At 68.2% G+C, this 19,392-nt stretch carries 18 protein-coding genes and 3 pseudogenes; 10 read left to right on the top strand and 11 right to left on the bottom strand.

The genetic code is table 11. The features are described from left to right. Positions 1-76: 76 nt before the first annotated feature. Positions 77-1,120, bottom strand: a complete 1,044-nt coding sequence (locus tag BLU95_RS00505) for a sugar ABC transporter substrate-binding protein (protein WP_093858131.1) — start codon at positions 1,118-1,120, stop codon at positions 77-79. 457 nt (positions 1,121-1,577) lie between these two features. On the opposite strand from BLU95_RS00505, the gene BLU95_RS00500 reads away from it, so the two are divergent. The 8 genes and pseudogenes from BLU95_RS00500 to BLU95_RS45750 all read left to right on the top strand — a co-directional run bounded on the left by BLU95_RS00500 (position 1,578) and on the right by BLU95_RS45750 (position 7,531). Then, on the top strand, positions 1,578-2,429 hold the full coding sequence (locus tag BLU95_RS00500; RefSeq protein ID WP_093858130.1) for a fumarylacetoacetate hydrolase family protein: 852 nt from the start codon (positions 1,578-1,580) through the stop codon (positions 2,427-2,429). A gap of 11 nt (positions 2,430-2,440) precedes the next feature. Beyond that, on the top strand, positions 2,441-3,781 hold the full coding sequence (locus BLU95_RS00495; protein ID WP_093858129.1) for an L-fuconate dehydratase: 1,341 nt from the start codon (positions 2,441-2,443) through the stop codon (positions 3,779-3,781). Next, the gene (locus BLU95_RS00490; protein ID WP_093858128.1) at positions 3,778-4,539 is read left to right on the top strand and encodes an SDR family NAD(P)-dependent oxidoreductase; all 762 of its coding nucleotides are present in this window, start codon (positions 3,778-3,780) and stop codon (positions 4,537-4,539) included. The genes BLU95_RS00495 and BLU95_RS00490 overlap by 4 nt, the downstream gene beginning before the upstream one ends. Continuing rightward, positions 4,536-5,534, top strand: coding sequence for an aldo/keto reductase (locus tag BLU95_RS00485; protein WP_093858127.1), 999 nt, complete (start codon positions 4,536-4,538; stop codon positions 5,532-5,534). The genes BLU95_RS00490 and BLU95_RS00485 overlap by 4 nt, the downstream gene beginning before the upstream one ends. A 38-nt stretch (positions 5,535-5,572) precedes the next feature. Then, positions 5,573-5,884: an L-rhamnose mutarotase gene (locus tag BLU95_RS00480; protein WP_093858126.1), complete on the top strand. Its 312-nt coding sequence runs from the start codon at positions 5,573-5,575 to the stop codon at positions 5,882-5,884. Continuing rightward, entirely contained in the window at positions 5,881-6,762 is an 882-nt protein-coding gene (locus BLU95_RS00475; protein WP_093858125.1) for an amidohydrolase family protein, read from the top strand. The genes BLU95_RS00480 and BLU95_RS00475 overlap by 4 nt, the downstream gene beginning before the upstream one ends. Positions 6,763-6,835: 73 nt before the next feature. Beyond that, positions 6,836-7,163, top strand: a pseudogene (locus tag BLU95_RS45755) (FadR/GntR family transcriptional regulator); the annotation flags it as partial. Next, entirely contained in the window at positions 7,154-7,531 is a 378-nt protein-coding gene (locus BLU95_RS45750; RefSeq protein WP_502689878.1) for a FadR/GntR family transcriptional regulator, read from the top strand. The pseudogene BLU95_RS45755 and the gene BLU95_RS45750, both read left to right, overlap by 10 nt. 120 nt (positions 7,532-7,651) lie before the next feature. Here BLU95_RS45750 and BLU95_RS00465 read toward each other — a convergent pair. Continuing rightward, a pseudogene (locus BLU95_RS00465) lies at positions 7,652-8,025 on the bottom strand (IS5 family transposase); the annotation flags it as partial. 678 nt (positions 8,026-8,703) lie between these two features. Continuing rightward, positions 8,704-9,304 (bottom strand): annotated as a pseudogene (locus BLU95_RS00460) (DUF4158 domain-containing protein); the annotation flags it as partial. Between BLU95_RS00460 and BLU95_RS43575 the strand changes: the two are divergent. Beyond that, positions 9,303-9,446: a hypothetical protein gene (locus tag BLU95_RS43575; protein ID WP_231978953.1), complete on the top strand. Its 144-nt coding sequence runs from the start codon at positions 9,303-9,305 to the stop codon at positions 9,444-9,446. The pseudogene BLU95_RS00460 and the gene BLU95_RS43575 sit on opposite strands and share 2 nt — an antisense overlap. Before the next feature lie 39 nt (positions 9,447-9,485). Here the strand turns inward: BLU95_RS43575 and BLU95_RS00455 are convergent, their stop codons facing one another. The 5 genes from BLU95_RS00455 to BLU95_RS44885 form a co-directional block, all read right to left on the bottom strand. After that, a complete protein-coding gene (locus BLU95_RS00455; protein WP_159424659.1) occupies positions 9,486-9,797 on the bottom strand; it encodes a hypothetical protein in 312 nt (103 codons plus the stop codon). 63 nt (positions 9,798-9,860) lie between these two features. Continuing rightward, positions 9,861-10,106 carry a hypothetical protein gene (locus BLU95_RS41945; RefSeq protein ID WP_159424658.1) on the bottom strand — a complete coding sequence of 82 codons (246 nt, stop codon included), beginning with the start codon at positions 10,104-10,106 and terminating at the stop codon, positions 9,861-9,863. A 99-nt stretch (positions 10,107-10,205) separates the two neighbouring features. Beyond that, the gene (locus BLU95_RS00445) at positions 10,206-10,586 is read right to left on the bottom strand and encodes a hypothetical protein (protein ID WP_231978170.1); all 381 of its coding nucleotides are present in this window, start codon (positions 10,584-10,586) and stop codon (positions 10,206-10,208) included. A 395-nt stretch (positions 10,587-10,981) separates the two neighbouring features. Continuing rightward, on the bottom strand, positions 10,982-11,347 hold the full coding sequence (locus BLU95_RS00440; protein WP_159424657.1) for a hypothetical protein: 366 nt from the start codon (positions 11,345-11,347) through the stop codon (positions 10,982-10,984). 312 nt (positions 11,348-11,659) lie between these two features. Next, positions 11,660-14,569 carry an ATP-binding protein gene (locus BLU95_RS44885; RefSeq protein ID WP_093858119.1) on the bottom strand — a complete coding sequence of 970 codons (2,910 nt, stop codon included), beginning with the start codon at positions 14,567-14,569 and terminating at the stop codon, positions 11,660-11,662. A 164-nt stretch (positions 14,570-14,733) separates the two neighbouring features. On the opposite strand from BLU95_RS44885, the gene BLU95_RS00430 reads away from it, so the two are divergent. After that, a complete protein-coding gene (locus tag BLU95_RS00430) occupies positions 14,734-16,380 on the top strand; it encodes an ABC transporter family substrate-binding protein (RefSeq protein ID WP_231978169.1) in 1,647 nt (548 codons plus the stop codon). A 51-nt stretch (positions 16,381-16,431) separates the two neighbouring features. Here BLU95_RS00430 and BLU95_RS00425 read toward each other — a convergent pair whose 3' ends face one another. Genes BLU95_RS00425 through BLU95_RS00415 form a run of 3 tightly spaced genes read right to left on the bottom strand, consistent with a single transcriptional unit; the run spans position 16,432 to position 19,375 of the window. Then, complete coding sequence (locus tag BLU95_RS00425; protein WP_093858117.1) at positions 16,432-17,076, bottom strand: LutC/YkgG family protein; 645 nt, start codon at positions 17,074-17,076, stop codon at positions 16,432-16,434. Beyond that, a complete protein-coding gene (locus BLU95_RS00420) occupies positions 17,073-18,548 on the bottom strand; it encodes a lactate utilization protein B (RefSeq protein WP_093858116.1) in 1,476 nt (491 codons plus the stop codon). Before BLU95_RS00420 ends, BLU95_RS00425 begins: the two co-directional genes overlap by 4 nt. After that, positions 18,545-19,375 carry a (Fe-S)-binding protein gene (locus tag BLU95_RS00415; RefSeq protein ID WP_093858115.1) on the bottom strand — a complete coding sequence of 277 codons (831 nt, stop codon included), beginning with the start codon at positions 19,373-19,375 and terminating at the stop codon, positions 18,545-18,547. Before BLU95_RS00415 ends, BLU95_RS00420 begins: the two co-directional genes overlap by 4 nt. Positions 19,376-19,392 lie beyond the last annotated feature (17 nt).

The raw sequence follows: 19,392 nt of genomic DNA, 5'->3' as shown, positions 1-19,392 counted from the left end.
CTTTCCGCTGAGGCTCGTGGGTGGCGGCTGTATAGAGGGGAGGCTTGCCTGCCGTCCACGCACGAGGGTCGGTGGGCTACTTGCTGCCGTTGTTGCCCCAGAGGGACTTGTCGTCGACGTTGTCCTTGGTGATGAGCGGCGCCGGCAGCTGGTCCTCCAGGCCGTTGGGCAGCTGGATGATGTTCGACTGGTGGTCGGTGGGGCCAGGCTGGAAGGTCTTGCCCTCGGCGCCCGCCTCGGCGTAATAGAGGGCGTACTTGGCGTAGAGGTCGGCGGGCTGTGAGACGGTCGCGTCGATGTCGCCCTTGCGGATCGCGTCGAACTCCTGCGGGATGCCATCGTTGGAGACGATCGCGATGTGGCCTGCCTGGCCGGTGGGCTTGAGCAGGCCCTTCTGCTGGAGCAGGGCGAGGGTCGGCTGCAGGAAGACGCCGCCGGCCTGCATGTAGATGCCGCCGAGGTCGGGGTTGGCGGCCAGAGTGGACTGGAGTTTGGCGGAGGCGACATCACCCTTCCAGTCGGTGGCCAGCTCGATCACCTGGATGCCGGGGAACTTCTCCTTCATGCAGGCGGCGAAGGCCTCGGAGCGGTCGCGGCCGTTGATCGAGCTGAGCGAACCCTGGAGCTCGGCGACCTTGCCCTGGCCGCCGAGCTGAGTGCCGAGGAACTCGCAGGCCTTGGAGCCGTACGCCTTGTTGTCGGCACGGACCACCATGTAGACGTTGCCCTTGTCGGGGCGGGTGTCGACGCTGACCACCGGGATCTTCTTGGCGGAGAGCTGGTCGAGGGTGGAAGCGATGGCGCCGGTGTCCTGCGGGGCCATCACAACGGCCTTGGCGCCGGTGTTCACGAAGACCTGGACGTTGGCGACCAGCTTGGTCACGTCGTTCTGCGAGTTGCTGACCGGCAGGGTGTTCAGCCCCTGGGAGGAGGCGTCCGCCTTGATGTACTGCCCGTAGGAGTTCCAGAAGTCGGAGTCCGCGCGGGGCAGGTCGACGCCGAGCGCCGGCTTGCTGGCGGAGGAGTTCGCGTCGCTGCCGCGGTTGCAGGCCGTGGCGAGCCCCGCCAGGACGACCACGGTAGCGGTGGTGGCCACGATTCGGGAGGAGCGAAGCTTCATGGTGCTGATCTCCTTGGCTGGGTTGCCGATGCCCCGCTGAAGTGGCTGCGAACCGGGGTGGTTCGACTCGGGGAGGACCGACAGGGGGAGTGCAGGGGTGGGCTAGCCGGCCTCCCACCAGCCCTCATTACGGAGCCGGTCTGCGTCGTGGGGCGGTCCGGGCAGATGACACCGGGCTGTCCCTCCCGCATTCATCGGATGGCTTGCGGTGGTGAGGACATTACGAGCAAGGCACACCACTGACAAGAGCAAACCTCGGACGAGTCTGCACCGTGACATTCAAGTGCCCTGGGCCACCAAGGAGATCACGGCGAGACATGGTCAAGTCGTTTGAGTTCGCAAACATCGGAGGAATCCTTGCGTGGGATCGCCTGCAGCTCTTATGGTCGGAGCGCCTGCCGATTCATCCGATGTGTTGGCCGATGAGGAACTCGGCCTGGGGAAACAGGAGAGCGACATGAAGCTACTGCGACTCGGATCCCCGGGAGCGGAGACACCGGTCGTCCTCGACGGAAACGGCACGGCGTTCGACCTCTCGGGCCTGACGGCGGACATCGACGGTGCGTTCCTCTCCTCCGATGGGATCGACCGCACTCGAGCTGCCCTGGACGAGGGGACGCTGCCAGTCGTCGAGACGGCTGGGCTGCGGGTCGGGGCACCGGTCGCCAGGCCGGGCAAGCTGGTGTGCATCGGCCTCAACTACCGCGACCACGCGAAGGAGACCGGCGCAGCGGTCCCGCTGCGGCCGGTGGTCTTCATGAAGGACCCGACGACCGTGGTAGGCCCGTACGACCGGGTGCTGATCCCGCGCGGTTCGGTGAAGACCGACTGGGAGGTGGAGCTCGCGGTCGTGATCGGCCGCACGGCCCGCTACCTGGCCGACCCGGCCGAGGCGGCGGACCACATCGCGGGCTACACGATCAGCAACGACGTCTCTGAACGGGAGTTCCAGCTCGAGTACTCCGCCCAGTGGGACCTCGGCAAGTCTTGTGAGACCTTCAACCCGATGGGCCCATGGCTCGTCCCGGCCGACGAGGTCGACGACGTCCAGGCGCTGGGCCTACGGCTGGCGGTCAACGGAGAGGTGCGTCAGGACGGCAACACCAAGAACATGATCTTCGATGGGGCCTACCTGGTCTGGTACCTCAGCCAGTACATGGTGCTGAACCCCGGCGACGTCATCAACACCGGTACCCCGGCCGGTGTGGCCCTCGGCCTGCCCGACACCCCGTTCCTGCACGACGGCGACGCCGTCGAACTGTCCATCGACGGCCTGGGCACACAGCGTCAGACGTTCATCAACGCGTGAAAGGCACCATATTGTCCGCAACCACCGAGCGGATCACCGCCGTCGACACCTATGACGTCCGCTTCCCCACCTCGTGGGAGCTGGACGGGTCCGACGCGATGAATCCCGACCCCGACTACTCCGCCGCCTACCTGATCCTGCGCACCTCGGCGGGCGGCCACGAGGGCCACGGCTTCACCTTCACCATCGGCCGCGGCAACGACGTGCAGGTGGCCGCGATCGATGCGCTGCGCGACCACGTCGTCGGCCGACCGGTCGCCGAGCTGTGCGCCGACCCCGGATCGGTCTACCGCGACCTGATCGGCGACAGCCAACTGCGCTGGCTCGGCCCCGAGAAGGGCGTGATGCACATGGCCATCGGCGCCGTGGTCAACGCTGTCTGGGACCTGGCGGCCAAGCGCAAGGCCAAACCGCTGTGGCAACTGCTCGCCGACGCCGACCCCCAATGGCTGGTCTCCCAGGTCGACTTCCGCTACATCGCCGACGCGCTCACCCCCGATGAGGCCTTCGAACTGCTCACCAAGGGCAAGCAGGGCTCCGCCGAACGTGCCGCCGACCTGCTGCGGCACGGCTACCCCGCCTACACCACCTCACCCGGCTGGCTCGGCTACAGCGACGAGAAGCTCACCCGTCTCGCCAAGGAGGCCGTAGCGGCCGGCTTCACCCAGATCAAGCTGAAAGTCGGCGCCGACCTGGCCGACGACGTCCGCCGCTGCCGGGCTGCCCGAGAGGCGGTCGGACCGGACATCCGGCTGGCGATCGACGCCAACCAGCGCTGGAACGTCGCCGAGGCGATCCAGTGGACCAACGCCCTGGCCGAGTTCGACCCGTACTGGATCGAGGAGCCCACCAGCCCCGACGACGTGCTCGGCCACGCCACGGTCCGCCGCGGCGTCCACCCGATCAAGGTCGCCACCGGCGAGCACGTCCAGAACCGGATCGTCTTCAAGCAACTGCTCCAGGCCGAGGCGATCGACGTCCTCCAACTGGATTCAGCCCGGGTCGCCGGGGTCAACGAGAACCTCGCCGTGCTGCTGCTCGCCGCCAAGTTCGGTATCCCGGTCTGCCCGCACGCCGGTGGCGTGGGTCTGTGCGAGCTGGTCCAGCACCTGTCGATGTTCGACTACGTCGCTCTCACCGGCACCACCGAAGACCGGGTCATCGAATTCGTCGACCACCTCCACCAGCACTTCCTCGACCCGGTGGTGATCGACGGCGGCCACTACCGGGCACCCACCCTGCCAGGTTTCTCCGCCACCATGCACCGCGCCACCATCGACACCTTCCGCTACCCCAACGGCACGTTCTGGGTCGCCGACCGGGCCGAGTCGAAGCACGAGGGCCAGGCATGACGATCGAGCTCCAGGGCCACACCGCCCTGGTCACCGGCGGCGCCTCCGGCATCGGCCTGGCCACGGCCCGAATGCTCAGCGAACGCGGCGCGGACGTCGCCGTGCTGGACCTCGACCCCCGCGCCGTCTCCACCCCGCTGCACAGGTTCACCACCGACGTCCGCGACGACGCGTCGGTCCGCTCGGCCGTCGAAGGGGCGGCCGAGGCGCTCGGCGGCATCGACATCCTGGTCAACTGCGCCGGCATCGGCGCGACCGGTTCGGTCGAGGACAACGACGACGCGCAGTGGCAGCGCATCCTGGACGTCAACGTGCTCGGCATCGTCCGCACCACCCGCGCGGCCCTGCCGTACCTGCGCCGGTCCGCCGCCGCCTCGGTGGTCAACATCGGCTCCATCGTCGTCACCACCGGCCTGCCGCAACGCGCGCTGTACGCGGCCAGCAAGGGCGCCGTGTACTCGCTGACGCTGTCGATGGCCGCCGACCACGTCCGCGAGGGCATCCGCTTCAACTGCGTCAGCCCCGGCACCGTCGACACCCCGTGGGTCGGCCGGCTGCTCGACGCCGCCCAAGACCCGGCCGCCGAGCGGGCGGCACTCAACAGCCGCCAGCCGCACGGGCGCCTGGTGACCGCGGAGGAAGTGGCCGCCGCCGTCGCCTACCTGGCCTCACCGGCGGCCGGCAGCACCACCGGCACCGCCCTCGCAGTCGACGGCGGCATGGCAAACCTGCGCCTGCGGCCGGAGCCGAAGCCGTGAGCCTCGCTCAGAACCGGCTCGGGCACAGCCCGGTCCAGGTCACCTCCCTCGCCTTCGGCGCGGCCGGCATCGGCAACCTGTTCACCCCGGTCACCGACGCCGAGGCCGAGCAGGCGATCACCGCCGCCTGGGACCGCGGGATCCGGTACTTCGACACCGCCCCGCACTACGGCCTGGGCCTGTCCGAGCGCCGACTCGGCACCGTGCTGCGCGGCCTGCCCCGGGACGAGTACGTGCTGTCCACCAAGGTCGGCCGGATCCTCGAACCCGCCCCGACCGCCGGCGGCGACGACCTCGCCAACGGCTTCGCCGTCCCCGCCACCCACCGCCGCCGCTGGGACTTCAACGCCGAAGGGGTACGCCGCTCCATCGAGGAGAGCCTGAACCGGCTCGGCCTGGACCGCATCGACATCGCCTACCTGCACGACCCCGACAACCACGCCGAGCAGGCCCTCGACCAGGCATACCCCGAGCTGGAGCGCCTGCGTACCGAAGGCGTGCTCGGCGCGATCGGTGTGGGGATGAACCAGGCCGAGCTGCCCGCCCGATTCGTCCGCGACACCGACATCGATGTCGTCCTGCTGGCCGGCCGCTACAGCCTGCTCGACCAGCACGGCCTGGCCGAGTTGCTACCGCTGGCCGAGCAGCGCGGCGTCGGGGTGGTGATCGGCGGCGTCTTCAACTCCGGACTGCTCGCCGACCCCCGCCCCGGCGCCACCTTCGACTACACCGCCGCTCCCGCCGAACTGGTGTCGCGGGCCCTCGACCTCGAGGGCGTGTGCGAGAAGTACGACGTACCGCTCCGGGCTGCGGCGCTATGCTTCCCCTTCGGGCACCCGGCCGTTGCCAGTGTCCTGGTGGGCACCCGCAGCGCCGCCCAGGTGGATGACGCGGCCGCAATGCTGCGCCACCGCATCCCCGGCGCGCTGTGGGCCGAGTTGAAGGAGCACGGACTGCTCGCCGCAGACGTGCCGATCCCCTTGGAGGCGGGCTAAATGCGGATCGCCCTGTTCATCACCTGCTTCAACGAGTCATGAGGATCGCCCTGCACACGCGCGTGCGCGAGGACCGGATCGAGGAGTACGAGGCCGCCCACCGCGCCGTCCCGACCGAACTCGCCGCCGCCATCCGGGCGGCGGGCGTCTCGTCCTGGACGATCTGGCGCAGCGGCTGCGAGCTGTTCCACCTGCTCGACTGCGAGGACTACGGCAGACTGCTCGCCGAGCTCGAACACCTCCCGGTCAACATGGCTTGGCAGGCCAGGATGGCCGACCTGCTCGATGTCGCCCATGACTACTCCTCGGACGGCGCCGAGACCGTGCTGCCGGTGGTGTGGCAGCTGTGACCCACCGGCAGATCATCGACGCCCACCACCACTTCTGGGACCCTGCGGTCCGTCCGCAGCCCTGGATCACCGGCGAGGCCCTCGCCCCGCTCGCCCGCTCGTTCGATGCGGGGGACCTCGCCGTCGAGGCTCGGGCGGCCGGCGTGACCGCCACTGTCGTCGTGCAGACCGTATGCGTCCCCGAGGAGACCCCGGAGCTGCTCCTCCTCGCCCAGGGCAGTGACCTCGTGGCGGGAGTGGTCGGGTGGATCGACCTGACCGCCCCCGACGTTGCCGACAGGATCGCCGCCCTGCGCGAGGGGCCGGGCGGGGACCGTCTGGTCGGCATCCGGCACCAGGTCCAGGAAGAGCAGGACCCCGGATGGCTTCTCAGGCCGGACGTCCGCCGAGGCCTGCTCGCCGTCGCTGGCGCCGGCCTCGCCTATGACCTACTAGTCAAGGCACACCAGTTACCGGTGGCGGCCATCGCCGCAGCGGAACTCACCGGAGTCGCCTTCGTCCTCGACCACCTCGGAAAGCCACCGATCGCCACGGCCGTTCTCGCTCCCTGGGCCGCTGATGTTCGACGCCTTGCGGCACTGCCTAACACCGTCTGCAAGCTCTCCGGCATGGTCACGGAAGCGGCCCCGGGAGCCTGGCGGCCTGAGGATTTCGCTCCGTATGCCGATGCCGTCCTCGACGCATTCGGCCCGCATCGTCTCCTCTTCGGTTCCGACTGGCCCGTCTGCACCTTGGAAGCCGGCTATGGGGAGGTTGTTCGGATCGCCGACTGCCTGACGGATGGACTCAGCCACGCCGAGAAGGACGCTGTGTTCAGCCGCAATGCAGCGCGGGTCTACGGCCTTCAAGCGCCGGGATCCCCGGTGGGTGCGGCCTGAGCAGGGCTTGGACCCGCGTTCGAGTGATGCCGCGCGGTCTATGCTGCAGACACCAGGACCAAGGAGGCGCCCAGTGCCAGTCACCGACGAGGCCATCGAGAAGATCAAAGCGATGATCGTCAGTGGTGAGCTCGGCCCCGGTTCTAGGCTTCCCAAGGAGGCTGACCTCGCCGAGCGGCTGGGGCTCTCGCGCAACTCCCTGCGCGAGGCGGTCAAGGCCCTGTCGCTCATCCGGGTCCTCGATGTTCGGCAGGGTGACGGTACCTACGTCACCAGCCTGGAGCCCAACCTGCTGCTCGAATCTCTGGGCTTCGTCGTTGACTTCCACCAGGACGACACAGTGCTGGAGTTCCTTGAGGTACGACGCATCCTGGAACCCGCGGCATCGGCGATGGCCGCGAGGGTCATGTCGGACGACGACATTTCCGGTCTGCGACAGGTGCTCGACAGTCTTCGCGAGGACGCCACACTGCAGCAACTCATCGAGAACGACCTGGAGTTCCACCGCCGGATCGCGGCCGGTTCAGGAAACTCTGTACTCTGCTCGCTGATCGACGGATTGTCCGGGCCGACCGCACGTGCACGCATCTGGCGCGGGCTGACCGAGGAGGGCGCCGTTGCGCGAACCCGGCAGCAGCACCGCGCCATCGTCGACGCGATTGCGGGCCGTACCCCGGACCTCGCGCACGCCTGGGCGACCATCCACGTGTCGGGCGTCGAGCACTGGCTGCGCGGCACCCTCGGGGCAGCAGGCTCCTCGCTCGGCTGACATCAGCCTCGCCAGCCGCAAAGCAGTACTGAGGTCAGTCTGTGTCGTGCCACGGTCGGCGCTGACCCCAGCAGACCCGTGGCCGCACGCAGCGTGAGCAGGAGAACGCACACCGCAGTTGCTGCCCGGTCGCGCGCGGTCGACCGGGCTTGGACCGCTTTTGGGCCCCGTCGGGCGGCCCGGACGTGGGTGGAGTCGATCACCGCCCGAAACCAGTCGAGCTGCCGGGCGGACCGGAGCTTTCGCAGCAGGACCAGATGGAGCCGGTCCCACACTCCGGCTTCGTTCCAGGCCGCCAGGCGCCGCCAGCAGGTCATGCCCGAGCCGAAGCCGAGCTCCTGGGGCAGGTACTCCCACTGGATGCCGGTGTGCAGCACGAACAGGATCCCGCACAGTGCCTGCCGGTCCGGCACACGCGGCCGCCCGGGCTTCACCTTCGGGCCCGGTTCGGGCAGCAACGGCTCGATCAGGCACCACAGTTCGTCCGACACGATCCACGGACGAGACTCCCTCTTTCCCACGGACGGACTAACGAGCCGATCAACGGACAGTCACACGTCGCGGGGCTTCTGTTAGGGCCTCTAAAGCCGGGGATACCCTTAAGATCAGGGATGGAAGGTGTGCGCGGGCCCAGGACTCCGGACATCGTTGTGACGGAGGGCGCGTAGCCGCAGGCGCCCCAGATCACGGGACGCGGCACGGCCGGGCGGCCGCGCCGCGAGGCCCTCCCTTCCGACATGCAAGACTGGAATAGATCCTATCTATTGACGCATTCTCGGTTCTCCATGGCCGCCTAATCGATACCCAGCGTCTCGGCTTTCCCTCTGATCTTCCGCATAACTCTAGGCAGGGCGCAGGCTTGCGCCCCTTTAATACATCCGATGTTCGAGGTAGTTCTGACTGGGCGGACGCGAGCCGCATACCCGCTGCCCGGGTCTGCTCTGTGGACAGGCACGGTCCTCACGACGACGAGGTCCGCATCCGCCGGGCGTTCCGGCTGTTCCCGAAGGAGCACCCCTGTATTCCGTTCCAGAGCCACCAGCCTCTACGGAGTGCTGGGGACGGTCGGCGTGACCATCTGCGCCGCTCTGCCCCCGGTCGGCCCAGCGTACGCCGCCGCGCCGACCGTGCTGTACACATCGCTTTCCGGCTCCGGCGGGACCTGCTCTCTGATCGTCGGGCAGCGAGCGGTCCGCTCGGCGGGCGGCGTTGGCCACCGTGGCGTACAGCCGCCACTCCGCGACCGTCCGGACCTCCACGACCTGCCACACCAGCGCCGACACACCGGGCAGCAGCACCCGGTTGCGCCGCAGCCACCCCACCGCCTGGTTGAACAGCGCCACCGGCCCCTCGGCGTGTCCAGGCCCGCCCGTGCAGGAAGGTGCGGAACCGCCGGCCTGACGCCGCGTCCTCGAACTGGTGGCAGCCGTAGGCGTCCCGGATCTCCCAGGCGTGCTCGTACGCCGTCATCTGCCGCTCGGTGTACCGCTTCACCACCGAGGGGTCCTTCACGCCCAGGTGCTCGGCCACGTACGCGACCACCGACCACGGCACGTCCAGCGGGTCCTCCAGGAAGAGCCCCAGGTAGCAGACCGTGCACGTCTGCAGCGCGAAGCCCAGACGGTTGCGATCACCTTGCCGTTTCCCGATCAGCTGCCGGTCCACGTCATCGAGGTAGAAGAACCTCTCGATCTCCGGGCGCGTCGGCTCTTCAACGAACCGTGCGTACGCCCCGGCCTGCTCAGCTCCAAGGTCGGGATTCCCGCTGGGCATGCTCGCGCTAGGGGTCGGCGCTGTGGTGAGCGCCGCCGGCGCCGCCACGGCCATGTGGACGGCCATGGCCGTCTTCCCGTTGGCCACCCTGGCGGCCATCTTGGCCACCGGCCGCGCCGTCCGCCCGCGGGTGGCCAACTGATCACCCGGCAGAACCTGGACTGATCCGCAGGCAACTGGTTCAGCGTCGGGCGTGGTGGGTGTCGCCGGCCGACGCGCCAGTCTCCTCGTCGGGGAAGCCTACGGTCAGGGTGATCCGGTACTCGAAGACGTCCCTGCGATGGCCGGGGACTTTGGCCCAGCTGATGGCGTGGATTTCGGCATCGGGGGCCTGCCTGCACCAGTGGGCCGCCTCTTCGAGGGCGCGGGCGGCCGAGGTGCCGGTGCACACGACTGCGGGGTAGGCGGCGAGCGTCACGTCGGCGCCCCGGCGGGCGGGCATGGAGCGCAGCGCGTCGGCGGCGTGCGCCAGGTCCCGGGGCAGGTCGTTCACGACGCGGGGCGGGGCGGGCGCGACCGGGGCGGCCGGCGGCGTCGGCCGGGTGGCGGTGGACGGTCACGCCGACCAGGATGCCCGCCTGATCGGCTTCGCGCGCGACGGCGTTGTAAAGCTCTCCGCCATGTTCACCAGGCCGCCGCTGAGCACGCAATCCGTGCCGCTCACCAGGTGACCGCCGTCCTTCGTCGGCCGGGCCCGCATCCGTACGTGCCTCGGGTTGCCATTGAAATTCGGGAAGCGCCACACATGCTCGTCGCGGGACGACGCCGGCTGGGCGGGTTCGGGCAGCACCACGCGGACCATCAAGACCCCTCTCGATGGCAGGTGTCGATCACGCTACCGAGAGCCACCGGGCCGCCACGGCGAAACAGTGCAGTGGAACCGCCGCTGCCGGCGGTCAAGTCAGCGGCGTACGACGCTGAACCCGCTGTCGTTCAGGGCCGCAGTCCACACGTCTCGGTCGAACCACTTCGTGATGTCCGGCGCGTGCTCGGCGAGGGCGTTCATCCGTGCCGGCCAGTCGTGGCCGAACGGACCGCGACTACCATCGCAGCCCGAGCATCCTTCCTCGCCGTGGATGTGGCCCGCGAGCCAGCTGTTCACCGCGACGTTCATGATCACCGCGTACAGGTCGCCACCGGTCTCGCCAGCGCATCCGGCACGCTCGACAGGATCAGTGCCCAGCTCCCGGTTGTCGATCGGCGGCATCGGCGCCTGCCCGACCCAGCGCTCTTCGCTGCCGCCCTGGAACTCCTGTTTCTGCTGTGCGATCGTGTCGGCCAACCCCGCCGGATCGAAGTACCGCAGGCGGAACGCACCTGGATGCCCAACCGCTCGGCCACTGTGCTCATGTTCCGCTCGATGACATCCTCCACCGTGCCCGGGTACCGTAACGCCCCGGCGGGCGAGGTCGGCGAGCGTCTGCGCGACGGCTTCCTTGAAAGCCTTGGTGTTCCTCGCGGGCAGCAGGCTATGGCCTCGCCGGTACTCCTCGAACCGGAATGGGCACTGGGGGCAGTCATCTCACGCACCGTCACGACGACTACTCAGTGTTACTCACTACCTGGCCGTAGCTAGAGGACGGGCTGAAGCTGTCGGCCCAGGTAGGTCCAGCCCGCAGAGCTACCAAAGCGGTCGCACCGACCACCGCTGCCGACCAGACAGCAACTGTCTCCGAATCAGTTGATGGTTCGGTAGTGGTCCGCGCCACCCCACAGGTTGAGAGGGTCAAGGTTGTTGTCCTCCTCGCCCGGCTCCAGCGTGATGAGGGGAACGAGGCACAACCCGTTGGCGTAGATCGCGATGGCCGGCCCGCTCGGGCCGGAGGTGTTCCTCGCGGAGAGGATGCGGTGAGGGATCTGCTCGCACACCCCGCCGGTGTCCTCCAACGCCTCTGTGCTACCACCGAAGTTCCGGTTCTGATAGCCGGTGCCGACCACGGCCTGCAGCTTCAGGTCACTTGCGTCGGCAGGGGCCACAATCACGAGCCCCAGAGCCGCCGACACGGCCAGCGCCAACGCCAATTTCCGGATCGGAATCATCACGGATGTGTCCTTTCATGGATCCGGCCCAGCTGCCGCGCCAACAATCGCCGTGCAGCCGGCAGTCGGACCGAGTGTAGGATTTCCGCCTTACTTCAACCACAGTCCCAACGAGATTGGGGGCGCGCACGACGATTCGGGCAGCGCTTCCTCGAAGGAAAAGACGCCGGCGCACGCCGGTCGCACATTCCGCGCCCGAGACCGCAGGCAGAAGCATGTCGACGGTTTCGGCCCGCACGATCGACATTGCCGAGCACAGGGGACCGGGACACTCCGGGCGCACAACCGGCATCAACACGCCGTAGCCGCTCCGCGTCAGTCAGACCGCGCACGCAACGCATCACTCACTGCGGTGCGTTCAGTCACTCCGAGTTTGCTCAAAGCACGAGCAACGTGATGTTCCACGGTCCTCACCGACAGGAAGAGAACCCCCGCGATCTCCTTGTTCGAGGCGCCAGCGGCAAGAAGCTGTGCCACCTCGACCTCACGCGGCGACAGCTGGCCGCCGTACCCCCGCCGCCCGCGTGCGGAAGACTGTGCTGATCCGGTCGTACCGCCGTTCGCGGCCCGACGGCAGCGGGCGGCATCGTAGGTGGCGCCAAGCCGAACAAAGGCGTCCGCCACCGCGTTCAGCTCATCCTTCGCCGATTCCGGCGAGACGGCAGCAACGGCACCGGCGCGCGCCTCCAGCGCCTGTGCCCGCGGGTAAGGACGCCCGACCCTCCGCCACACCTGTGCGGCATCGTCGAAATGGGCGGCTGAGGCCTGTGGATCGCTCTCGGCCAGGAGAAGACCGCGTGCCATGGACACCTCGGCGTCCGCAGCCGGCGCCACGAACGCGCAAGCGAGCCGTTCCTGCTGCGCCTTGACCGCCTCGTCCACGAGGCGAGCGCCCTCCGCGTCATCGCCACAGGCCAGAGCTGCTCTGACAGCGACGGGCACCAGACCGCTGCCGCGAGCCCAGGCCCCAGCATGCCGCAGGAGTTCCAGGGCGGGCTGCACCGTAGCCCGGGCCCGGGCCGGGTCACTGCTCGCAAGCTGGACCGACGCTCGTGCCGCAGCCCCTTCCAGTTCGCACGTCACCTCGCCCTCCCTGCAGTCCGCAAGCGCCTCGTAGTATTCGAGAGCTTTGCTCCATTCGCCCCGGGCGGCTGCCGTGATGCCGCACACCAGCCCTCGGACGGGAGCGATCATCGCCATGCCCGGGTAGTGGAACGCGAGCTCGTCGAAGCGCTTCTCGATCCCGGGCCAGTGACCGCCGAGCCAATCCAGGCGAAGCAATTGCGTCCGGGCATAGCACTCCAGGGATGGATTAACCCCCTGCCCGGACAGACGCCCGCACTCCTCGACGAGTGCCTTGGCTCTCTCGTCCATGCCGGAGCGGATCCCGGAAAGGCCGACGTTGTACAGCGTGATCAACGTCTGCCGGTGCACTTCGGGGTCGGCCGAGTCACGGGGGAGCGCGTCAGTGGCCTCCCACGCGGTGCTGTCGCCCAGGCCGGCACGCACCGACAGTCGCGCGGACAGGACGGCGGCCCGTCCTGAAGGGAAGTCGTCACCTTCGAGCAGAGCATCGGCCCGGTCCAGCCACCCGGCGATCTGGTCGGGTGTCTGCGTGTGCTCGTCGAGCACCATTCCCACCATGCACAGGACCGCGTACCGCGGCCAGGGTGTGAGCTCGGCGATGGCCCGCTCCATCTCCCTGTAGCCGGCGACGTCGCCGGCTTGGTTGACCATCAAGGTGGCGAGGGTGGCCCGGACACGGGCGCGGGTCAGCTGCGGCAGACGCGGGTCGGCGATGAGGCGGCGCGAGATCTCCACACTGCGCCTGTAGTCCGTGGCCTTGTGAGCGATCTCGGCCAGGGCGAGTGCCGCTTCCGAGCGCATCTTCGGGTCCGTGTCCGGCTGGTCCAGGAGCTGGTGCAACAGCTCGGAAGCGGCACCGTCATCGCCCAGGGCGATGGCCTGCCTGGCAGCCGTTTCGGCGGCTCGGGGCCAGTTTTCCATGTCCCCTCTCGCCCGGATGTGGTGGGCGATCTGCACGAGCGGCGGCGGATCGCAGGCCTCGAGCGCGCGTACCGCCTCGCCGTGCAGGACAGTCCGTACGGGGCCGAGCGTATTGGTGTACACAGCCTGGCGGGCCAGCACGTGGCGGAACCCGTATCGTCCCGGCGCAGTCTCGCACAGCACCTTCGCCCTGAGTGCCTCGACGAGCCCGCGGGCGCCCTCGGCCGGCGACAGGCCGGCGACCCGGGTGAGAAGAACCTGGTCTGCCGCCACTTCGACCACCGCTGCCGCCTCCACCACTGCCAGCCCGGCGGCACTCAGATTGTCCATGCGCTCGAAGATGGCCTCGCGCAGCGTCCGGGGGACCCCGCTCTCGCGCAGGGCCACCCGCGCTGCCACGTCGTCCGACGGCCGGCCTGCTATCTCTTGCCGCTCGGTCAACGTGATCAGGTCTTCCTCCACCACCAGCGGCACACCGGCGCTGCGCTCGAACAACGTGTGTCCCAGCGCCGCCGCGCCGGTCGTGCCCAGCGCCTGCGTCACCAGCCGAATGATGTCGGGCTCGCTCAGGGGCCGCAGTCGGACCTCGGTGCCGCGGCCGACAGCGGGAAGGCGGTAGGAACTGCCCAGAACCGGCTTGGCCGCACCAAGGTCCTCCTCCCGGTAGGTGAGGACCAGCCCGCAGTCCGCGGGCGGGTTGCTCGCGAGCAGGAACAGCGCCTCACGCGTGGGTTCGTCGGCCCAGTGCAGGTCCTCGACGACCAAGATCGCAGGGCCGACTGCTTGGAGGACGACGCGCACCGCCTCGGCCACCAGGTCCCGATGGGGCTGTTCCTGCCCGGGCCGAAGCGCCCGGTCCGCCACGAGGCTCTCGATCTCCGGGAGCAACGTCGACAGCGCAGCGGCCTCCGGAGCCAGCAACGTCGTCGGCGGGAGCAGCTTGGTCACGCCCCGGAGGCCGCGAACGATGGGCTCGTAGGGAAGAGGCTCGCGCAGGGGACTGCAGTGGCCGAAGAGTGCTTTCACCTGTGCTGTGCCGTTCAGTGCCCGCACAGCCTCGTGGACCAGGCGCGTCTTGCCGGATCCGGCCTCGCCCTCCACCAGGACGACGGCGGGCGGGTGTTCCAGCGCGGCGACGACTGCCTGCAGCTCCCGCTCACGTCCGACCATGCCGAAGTGGAAGTCGCCGCCTTCTGCGTTTGTGACATTGCCAGTCATGACGGTTCCCGGGCCACAGGGGGATCGCTTTCGTGGTTCCTGGCCGCCTACGGTGCGCTGCCAGGCGATATCAGAGACATACGCATACCATCCTAACAAGGATGGGACGACAGGAACCGGGAGGCGTTACCGTGCGGGCACCCAGTCGATACAAGTCTTTTCTGGTGGCATTGACCACTGCTGGTGCGCTTCTTCTTTCCGGCTGCTCCGCCAGTGACGGCGAGAATTCGCAGAATACTGCAACGGTGGACAGTTTGAATTCGGCTGATCGATCCGAACTGTCTTCAGGTGGAACGCTCAAATGGCCGGTCGAGGACATCACCGAGAATCTCAACAGTCACCACGTGGACGGCAGCAACATCGATACGGACCGTATCATGTCCTCGATGATGCCTGTCATCATGAAGGCCGATCCGGCTGGAAATGTCTCGCCCGACCCTGACTATCTGTCCGATGTGAAGGTGACGCAGGATTCCGGCAGGCAGACCGTCACCTACACGATCAACCCGAAGGCCCGATGGACTGACGGGGAAGCGATCTCATACCGGGACTTCCAGGCGCTCTGGCGTGCGGGGAATGGGAAGGATTCCGCCTACAGGACGGCATCCCAAACGGGATACGATCTCATCTCGGATGTGTCGAGAGGGGCGAGTGATACGGAGGTGGTTGTTTCGTTCGCCAGCCCGTTCGGCGAATGGAAGTCACTGTTCAACCCGCTCTATCCGGCCTCCGTGATCGGCACGGCACAGGGCTTCAACGAAGGTTATGTCGAGAAGGTGCCCGTCACGGCCGGCCCATTCAAATTCTCCGCCCTGGACCCGACCGCCAAGACCCTGTCGGTCGCCCGGGACCCCGCATGGTGGGGGGAGCGGACGATGCTCGACGGGATTGTCTTCCGTTCGCTGGAGGAGTCGGTGGCCGGCAGCGCCTTCGCGAACGGCGAGGTCGACTTCGTCAATATCGGGGCCAATGCCTCCGTCTATGCCCAGGCCACGAAGGTGAAGGACTCCCAGGTTCTTCGAGCCGGGGCTCCCAATTTCCGACACTTCACTCTCAACGGGCAGGGAAAAATTCTCCAGGATGTACGTGTCCGCCGCGCGCTCGCCCGTGCAGTCGACCGCGAGGTGATTGCGAAGTCCGCCCTGCAGAGCCTGGACCAGGCTGCTGCCACCCTGGGCAGTCATTTTCTCTTCCCTGGACAGGAGGGATATCAGGACAACGCCGGGGAAATCGGAACGTTCGACCCGGAGGCGGCTAAGCGGGAACTGGACGCGGCGGGATGGAAAATGGATGGGGGCGGGCGTACGAAGGACGGTGTCCCGTTGAAAATCAGACTCGTCATCCCGTCCGACCTGCAGGAGGCGGCCAATGAGGGCAAGCTCCTGCAGACCATGCTCGCGCGTGTAGGAATTTCCTTGGAGATCCAATCCGTCCCAGGTGCACAGCTGTTTGACAAGTATATTATTCCCGGCGACTACGACGTCACTGCGTTCAACTGGTTCGGCTCCGCCTTCCCCGTGGCCGCAAACCAGCCGATTTATGCTGCCCCGGAGAACGGGTCCATCCAGCTGAACTTCGCCCGAGTCGGAAGCCCTGAGATCGATGCCGCGATGAACCGCGCATCGGCCTCGCTGGACAGCAAGGAAGCCCTTCAGGAGATCAATAAGGCGGACTCGCTCGTATGGCAGGAAGCTGCAGTGATTCCGCTGTACCAATCGCCGCAGATCGTCGTCAGCAAGAAGTCCCTGGCCAACTTCGGGGCCAACGGATTCGCCTCGATCAAATATCAGGACATCGGATTCATCAAGTAGTGGATCCGGACCCTCGCCGACCGTGCTTCCTCACCGAGCGAGCTATTTTGCTCAGTCGGTGAGGAGAACGACTTCGAGTGTCCGCGGGCCGTGGACGCCCTCGACTCGGTCCAGTTCGATGTCACTGGTGGCGGAGGGACCGGAAATCCAGGTCAGCGGGCGCCGCGGGTCCAGCCGCTCCAACGCCAGGGGCAACGCTGCCACGACCTGATGCGCCTGGACGACACACACATGGTGGTCGGGAATCAGAGTGGCGCGACGGGTCCCCTGACCCGGACCGGCGTCCAGAACGATCGTCCCCGTCTCAGCGATTGCCACGGCGCAGCCGGTGATTACGGAGTCGATGCTGTCCAGGTCGGCCGGGGTGAGGCCGGCATGCTCGGGAACCTGCGTGATGTCGGCTGTGGCGCTCAGCCAGCCCGCAGGCAGACCGGCGGGGACGAGGAGAGTCCGGGTGTGTCTGTCGGCCCAGATCCGGGTGAGTGCGCGCGGAAGCTGCCCGGTGCTGCACCGGTGGACGACGGCCCTGTAGTCCGCGAGGTTCTCCGCGAGGACGTCGGCCACCGCCTCGGGACGGTCCGGCAGGTGCGAGGGCTGGTAGGACCGGCTGACCACGACGTCGAGGGGCGTCTCGTCGTCGGGAACGTCGCTGAGCGCGCGCCGGATACGTTCCAGCATCTGGTCACGGGAGGTCATGACTCGTTCCGTTCGTCCTTGGCGCGCTGCCACCAGTCGCGGAAGGGTTCGGGGGGAAGGACCGGCAGGTCGCGCGTCTGGGACCACGCGCGGCCGGGGCCGGGAAGACGGGAGGGGTGTAGGCGACGGGTGGCCGAGGCGACGCGTTGCCCGGTCCGCAGGACGGCAGGGTGGGCGAGCGCCCAGGCGCTCGTACGCATCGCGGCACGCTCCAGGGCGTGACCCGAAGCCGGTGCGAGGGTGGCCTGCTCGCCGTCGACGGTGACCTCTCCGCCCTGCACGACCCGTTCGCGCAGGTGGACGAGGACCTCGGGGATGTCGATGGCGACCGGGCAGACCTCGTAACAGGCGCCGCAGAGGGTGGAGGCGTAAGGGAGCGAGGCGTCGACCTCGCTGGTGGTGCCGCGCAGCTGCGGAGTGAGGATCGCGCCGATCGGCCCCGGGTAGGGGGAGCCGTAGGCGTGCCCGCCGGCCCGCTCGTACACCGGGCACACATTCAGGCAGGCGGAGCAGCGGATGCACCGCAGGGCCTGGCGCCCGACCTCGTCGGCGAGGGTGTCTGTGCGGCCGTTGTCGAGCAGAACGAGGTGGAAGGCCGTGGGGCCGTCGCCCTTGGTGATCCCGGTCCAGGTGGAGGTGTAGGGGTTCATCCGCTCGGCGGTGGAGGAACGAGGGAGCAACTGGAGGTAGACCTCGAGGTCGCGCCAGGTGGGGATGACCTTCTCGATGCCGACGACGGAGATCAGTGTCTCGGGGAGGGTCAGGCACATACGGCCGTTGCCCTCGGACTCGACGACGACGAGGGTGCCGGTCTCGGCGACGAGGAAGTTGGCGCCCGAGACGGCGACCTTGGCGCGCAGGAACTTCTCCCGCAAGTGCAGGCGGGCCGCCTCGGCGAGGTCGGCCGGCGAGTCGCTCAGTCCTTCGGGAGCGGGCCTGCCCCACTTGCCCATAGCGTCGGTGAAGATGTCCCGGATCTCCCCACGGTTGCGGTGGATCGCGGGCACGAGAATGTGGGAAGGCAGGTCGTCGCCGAGCTGGACGATCAGCTCGGCGAGGTCGGTCTCGTAGGCAGTGATCCCCTCTGCGGCAAGAGCGTCGTTGAGACCGATCTCCTGGGTGGCCATCGACTTGACCTTGACGACCTCCGACTCGCCTGCTGCCTTCGTCAGGTAGGCGACGATCCGGTTGGCCTCGGCGGCGTCGGCGGCCCAGTGAACGGTCCCGCCCGCCGCCGTGACGGCGGCTTCGGCCTGCAGCAGGTAGTGGTCGAGGTGGCGCAGGGTACGGTCCTTGATCTCCTTGCCGGCCCTGCGCAGGTCCGCCCAGTCGGGCAGCTCCCGGACAGCCGCGGCCCGCTTGTCGCGGATCGTGTGGGTCGCGTGGCGCAGGTTGCCGCGCAGACGTTCGTCCCTGGTGGACTCGGCAGCCGCCTTGGGGAAGGCGGGCATGCCCAGGTAGGTGCCGCTCATCGGCCGGCTCCTCGGGTGGTGGTTCGGCCGGGTCCCATGACGATGTGGACCGGACTCGTGGCGAGCCCCGGAACCGTCAGCGGGTGCTCCTCGGTGCTGGCGAGAATCTCGGCGATATGGACGGTGGGAAGGTCGCTGCCGCGACGCGAGAGGGTCGCGCCGATGTGCATCAGACACGAGTTGTCGGCCGCGCACAGCACATCGCTGCCGGTGGCCTCGGCGTTGCGGGCCTTGTCGGCGCCCATCGCGGCGGACACGGACGCGTTCTTGAGGGCGAAGGTACCACCGAAGCCGCAGCACTCGTCGGCTCCGCCGAGCTCGGCCAGCGTCAAGCCCCTGACCTGCTGCAGCAGGTCGAGGGGGCGCCTCCCCAGTCCGAGCAGGCGCAGGCCGTGACAGGTGGGGTGGTAGGTGACGGTGTACGGGAAGTAAGCGCCGACGTCGGTCACCCCCAGCACATCGACGAGGAACTCGGTGAGTTCGTAGGTCTTCGCCGCGATCGCGGCCAGCTCCTGCCCGAGCGCGCTGCCCCGGCCTTCGGCCAGCGCCCGCTCACCGAGGCGGGGGTAGATGTCCCGGATCATCGATCCGCAGGACCCCGACGGGGTGACGACGGCGTCGTACCCGGCGAACACCTCGGCGGTACGCCGGGCGAGAGGCTCTGCGAAGTGCCGGTAGCCGGTGTTGTAGTGGGCCTGCCCGCAGCAGGTCTGCTCCATCGGGAAGTCGACGTCCACACCGAGGCGGTTCAGCAGGCTGACGACTGCCTGGCCGGTACTGGGATAGAGCGTGTCGTTGAGGCAGGTGAGAAGCAGTGCGACGCGCATCGCGTCTCCCTCGGTCG

Source organism: Streptomyces sp. TLI_053, from assembly GCF_900105395.1.
Lineage (GTDB): Bacteria > Actinomycetota > Actinomycetes > Streptomycetales > Streptomycetaceae > Kitasatospora.
This window is presented reverse-complemented; position numbering and strand designations above follow the sequence as displayed.